This is a genomic window from Chitinophaga sp. 01L420, from assembly GCF_056399985.1.
Genome location: NZ_JBFTSK010000047.1, coordinates 56407 through 62438 on the forward strand (window position 1 = coordinate 56407; position 6032 = coordinate 62438).

1 protein-coding gene is annotated in these 6032 nt (G+C 43.4%); it reads left to right on the top strand.

The genetic code is table 11. The features are described 5' to 3' along the window. Positions 1 to 978: 978 nt before the first annotated feature. The coding region (locus tag AC1DP6_RS30315; protein WP_477058243.1) for an amino acid adenylation domain-containing protein at positions 979 to 6032 on the top strand (5054 nt) is incomplete at its 3' end.

The window sequence follows — 6032 nt, forward strand, 5'->3', positions numbered from 1 at the left end:
AATGATTATTAAGATATTTCCCTCACACCTGTGTTATCACTGCGGCAATATAGCATTATAGAACAATTCCGCCTATAACGTAAAAGCGCTATTTTACATGTTGCAACAATTTAAAATTCATGCCACCCCCAAATATATTTATGYACAAAATGCAGGACTAAAGCAGTGATCATCAATATATCATTGTTAAAAACTTTATAAAGAAATGAAGACAATTTTTTCTTCCAACAAAAAATTTTACATTTAGAAATCGAAATACTATCCAGGTAGTAACATATCTCGTTAACACGGAACATGCAGTTGATTTTTGTTATGCCCGGCACGCCACCAAGCGCAGGATCAACTAATTATTGAAAACTTTTATTGTAAAAAATCACAACGAAATGAAACCCAGACCTGATAATCATTAATATTGTGGTGTTCTATTTATCTATTTGCTTTCCATCCAACACTTAGTTAACTAAGTAAGCTGGATTATTCTTTTTTGCATTTATTGTTTAACTCATTTAATTTTTAAATTAGGTAGAAATGCCTGTGCATCATAAAAAGAGGTGAAATGCATTTATAGTATATTTTCCCTGTTCTCTAATCGGGAACATCGCCAATAAACTCATCAATAAAGCGTTTACTGACAAACAAAAAACAATTACTTCCGCCGGGATTGTTTTTGTACCTGAACATAACATTGAATCATATTACTGTTGCTGAAAAGTGATGGTTATAACCTGTTTTTAAACCGTTAAGTAGTTGTTGTTATCAAAGGCGATTCAACACTCAAAATGACCTTGGTTTCTATTTAATCAGTGACAACTTCCCAAACAGATGTCAACAATGATAAAAGATATGATTCCCTCTTTGTATGAATGCCAGCAATAACAAAAAACATCATTCTTAAACTTAATTCAGACTTAACTTTTTTATCACTTTTTAGAATTACCATATTACACTATTATAGTCACTTGTGTCAAATTTTTAGATATGTTTTCCCTTCCTGCTAACCAAAGAGCCATCTGGTTTGAACAGAAACTATTTCTGCAATCCGCCATATACAATGTATGTGTGTATACGCACATACACGGAAGTATAGATGTTAGTTTATTCGAAAAATCCATCTATATACTGATTGCGCAAAATGATGTACTCCGTTCCGGATTTGAAGAGATAGATGGCATACCCCGGCTTTTAATAAAACCAGCTGTTGCTGCTGATGCCTCCATCTTTTCTTTCCTGGATTTTTCAAACCAGGAAAATAGCCAGAAAGCCTGTCAGGAATGGATGAACAGGCAATCCGTTTCGCCTCTGCCATTCACCGAAAACAAGCTGTATACATTTGCATTGCTAAAACAGTCCCCTACCTCCTGGTGCTGGTATGTTAAAATGCACCATACAATTGTAGATGGCTGGAGCATTCCACTGATGGTCAGTAAACTATCGGCCATATATGAAACGCTGTCAGAAGGCACACCCGTTTCTTCTGATACCACGTTTTCCTATCTCGACTATGTGCAGGCAGATCAGGCGTATACATACTCATCCGCATTCACACAGGATAAAACATATTGGGAGCAGCGGTTTTCAACAGTACCTCCCGAACTCTCCGCAGGCATCCGGGACACAAAAAAAGAGGAGTTCCTGATCAGCAGCATCCGGAAATCAGTGTCGATAGACAACCAGTTTTACGAAAGCATACGTTTGCTTGCCTCGCGGAATAATGTTACCACCTTCCATGTTTTCCTGGGCATATTTTACACCTATTTCTCACGGATCAGCCGCAACAATGATCTCGTTATCGGTGTACCTGTACGGAACAGGGACAATGCCGCATTCCTGGAAACCCTGGGCCTGTTTGTAGGCGTACTGCCTTTCCGGATGAGTTATGCCTCCTCCCTTACCTTTGAGCAGCTACTGCCTCAAATCCGGGATGCTTTCCGGCAGGACATGGTGCATCAGCAATTCCCGATTGATGAAATCATCAGGATAGCAAAGTCCAAACAACCGGATTTGCATTCACTTTTTGACATTACCATCTCTTTCGAAAAAGTAAACTACAACACCCGGTTTAATAACTTCGAAACAGCAACCGCCGTAGTATCACATCATGCGGAAAAATCACCACTGGCCATATTTATACGGGAATCACAAACAGAAGATGTTACCGTAAATTTTGATTTTAATATCGGCCACTGGGATGAATATTATACAGATCAGTTCCTGGAGCAATTCCAATCGCTGCTTGCCACCCTGGTCCAGTCACCCACGCAAACTATTGACCAGGTGCCGGTGATAACATCCACTGCAAAAGCTGCGTTGCTTAATCAGCCATACGGAACCACAACATACCCGGGAACAATGGTGACGCAATTCGAAAAAACGGTTGCTGCATACCCGGAAAATATGGCCGTTGTGTTTGAAACGCAACAGCTCACTTATGCCACTCTGAACACACAAGCCAACACGTTGGCGCATTATCTCCGGAATACTTATAAAGTAAAGCCCAACGACATCATCGCCTTCCTCATCCCCAAGTCAGCGAATGCGATGATTACCATCCTGGGCATTCTTAAATCAGGGGCGGCCTATCTCCCTATCGACCCTGCTTATCCGGAAGAACGGATAAAATTTATGCTGGAAAATTCCGGCGCTAAATTATTGGTGACCGAAAGCAATATTGATGCACCAACATTCGATGGCGATCTTCTTCACATCGACAAACAGGCATATTCCGGAGAAAGTCAGCTTAATCCGCTCCCGGTAAATACACCCGATGATACCAGCTACATCATATACACCAGCGGCTCTACCGGCCAGCCAAAGGGTACGGTGATCAAACATGCAGGAGCATTGAATACGGTGATGGAATATTTAAGGGAGATTAATATAAAGTCTGCTGAAAATTTCCTCCAGTTTGCCTCGTTGTCTTTTGATGGTTCCGTTCTGGAAACATTCATGCCATTATATGCCGGCGCCACCATATACCCGGCATCAAAGGATATCATTGCTGATTTCGATCGCTTCTCTAATTTCCTGTGCAAAAACGATATTGCAGCGCTAATAATACCTCCTTCCTACCTGCGTAATCTTAATAAAGCATCATTAGCTAAAGTAAGGGTGCTTATCAGCGCCGGCGAACCCGCCATACCACGGCTGGAATTAAACCTCCGGGACGAACAGGAATACGTCAATGCCTATGGTCCCACAGAGTGCAGTATCTGCACAACTATTTTTAAGGAAACAAAAAATATCAGCAGGAATGTACCTGTCGGAAAGCCTATCGGCAACATGCAGGTTTATATCCTGGATGAACAACAACAACTGATGCCTGCCGGTGTTCCGGGCGAAATTTATATTGCCGGAACAGGCCTGGCAAAAGGCTATTTAAATAACGCGGCATTAACGGCCACTAAATTTATCCCCTCTCCTTTTGAAAAGGATACATTACTATATCGCAGCGGAGACATCGGACGCTGGCTGTCTGACGGCAATATCGAATACCTGGGAAGAGCAGACGACCAGGTGAAAATAAGAGGCCATCGCATAGAACCTGGTGAAATTGAAATAGCGCTCACCCTTCATACAGCAATACAAAATGTGGCGGTGGTGATAAAAGAACTAAGCCGGAATGAAAAAGCACTGTATGCTTTTGTAGTCACCAAAGATAACACGACAACAGACGCACTGTACACATTTCTCAGAAAAACCCTGCCGCACTTCATGATACCGGACAGGATGTTCATCGTGAAAAATATTCCGCTCACCGTCAATGGGAAAGTGGATAAAAGAGCCCTGCTGGATACCGTGATAACGGAATCTGATAAGGTATATATAGCTCCCAAAACAGCGCATGAAAAATTAGTCGCCAGCATATGGCAGGATTTACTGGGCATACCACATCTGAGCATTACCGATAACTTTTTCCAGTTAGGCGGACATAGCTTAAAAGTAGGGCAGTTTATTAACATCGTATATAAGCATACCAGTATCCGGCTGGTGTTCAGTGAGGTATTCCGTGCTGCCGTATTAAGAGATGTAGCCACACTCCTGGACAACAAACAATCTGTTACCACGCGGGAACTGGTAAAGATCCCCGAAAGAGATTACTACCCACAATCTTCTTCTCAAAAACGCCTGTACCTGTTGCAGCAGCTCGAAGGCGCAGGAAACAGCTATAATATGCCAAGCGCTTACCAGGTGCAGGGAAGGATCGATATCGAACGCCTGGAAAAATGCTTTACGGATTTGATCGCACGACACGAGGCACTGAGAACAGCCTTTGAAATGAGGGATGGCATGCCCGTGCAAATCATACAAACCGCTATGTCTTTCCGCGTTGGTTATACAAAAGCAGCGGCAACAGCACAAACACAGCTGATACAATCATTCATCCGTCCGTTTGACCTGTCGGCGCCACCTCTGCTGAGAGCCCACGTATATGATTTCGGCGATGCGAAGCAACTGCTCCTCTTCGATATGCATCACATCATCTCTGATGGTATTTCTGATGCGGTATTTATGGAAGAACTGGAGCTGCTTTATAACGGGGAAAGTCTGGAGCCTTTAACCATTCAGTATAAAGATTTTTCGGTATGGCAAAATAATATGCTCGCTTCCGACAGTATGCAGGAGGAGCAAAACTATTGGCTGCAGCAGTTTTCACAGGAACCGCCCGTACTCTCTTTACAAACTGACTACCCAAGACCGGCAACAAAATCCTTTAACGGGAACAGAATAACACTTGCATTGCCGGAAAACATCTCCCGACAACTACACACACGCAGCATACAACTGAGTTGTACCATCAACCAGTTATTACTGGCAGCTTTCAATGTATTGCTATATAAGTATTCCGGTAATGAAGATATCGTAGTCGGTACGCCGGTAGCCGGCCGTACCCGGACAGAACTGGACAATGTATTGGGCGTATTTATCAATACCCTGGCACTGAGATCCTATCCCTCCGGCCAAAAAACGTTTAAAGCTTTCCTCGCCGAGGTAAAGCAAACCAGTATAGACGCCTTAAAAAACCAGGAGTATCCTTTTGAACTCCTGATAGAACAACTGGAATTCAAAAGAGATGTGAGCCGCAATCCGCTGTTCGATGTCATGTTTGCTTTCCGGTATGACGAAGGAGAAGAGCTGCAACTGGCAGACGCCATCCTCAGCCCCGTGGAAGATATTTGCGGTACCAGTAAGTTTGACCTGTTGCTGGAAGGCGTTAAAACCGGATCCAATATTGATTTAGATCTTGAATACAGTACCGATCTATTCAATGAAGCAACTGCTCAGGCCCTCCTGCAGCATTATGTAAATCTGTTACAGCAGGTCAGCATATCGCCCGACAAAAAACTGTCGGACATCAACATCCTCACAATAGAGGAAAAACGACGGCTACTGACGGGAAACAACAATATGTCAGCCCGCTATCCAACAGATAAATGTTTGCATCAGCTATTTGAAGAACAGGCTAACAAATTTCCGGATGCACCGGCATTGGTATGGGACAACCATCAAATGAACTATGCAGCACTGAATACAAAAGCCAACCAGGTAGCTGCTGCTATCAGAACCCAGCTGCCAACTGCTAAAAATCCTATTATCGCGGTCCTGCTGGACAGAAGCCCCGACATGATCGCCGCCCTGCTGGGGATATTAAAGGCAGGTGGCGCCTATCTTCCCATGGATCCCGATTATCCGGCAGACCGTATCAGCTATATGCTGGAAGATAGCGGCACCCCGTTATTAATCACACAGGCGACCATTGATCCTGCATTCAACTACGCCGGCACCGTTATTTTCATGGATCAACTGGAAGATGAAGTAACCTTCACACCTGTTGACGTGCAACCGCAGGACCTTGCCTATATCATTTATACTTCCGGGTCTACCGGTCAGCCTAAAGGCGTAATGATTGAACACCGGAATGTAGTCAGACTTTTATTCAACGATAAAAACCTGTTCGACTTCTCTGAAAAAGATACCTGGACACTTTTCCATTCCTATTGTTTCGATTTCTCTGTCTGGGAAATGTATGGCGC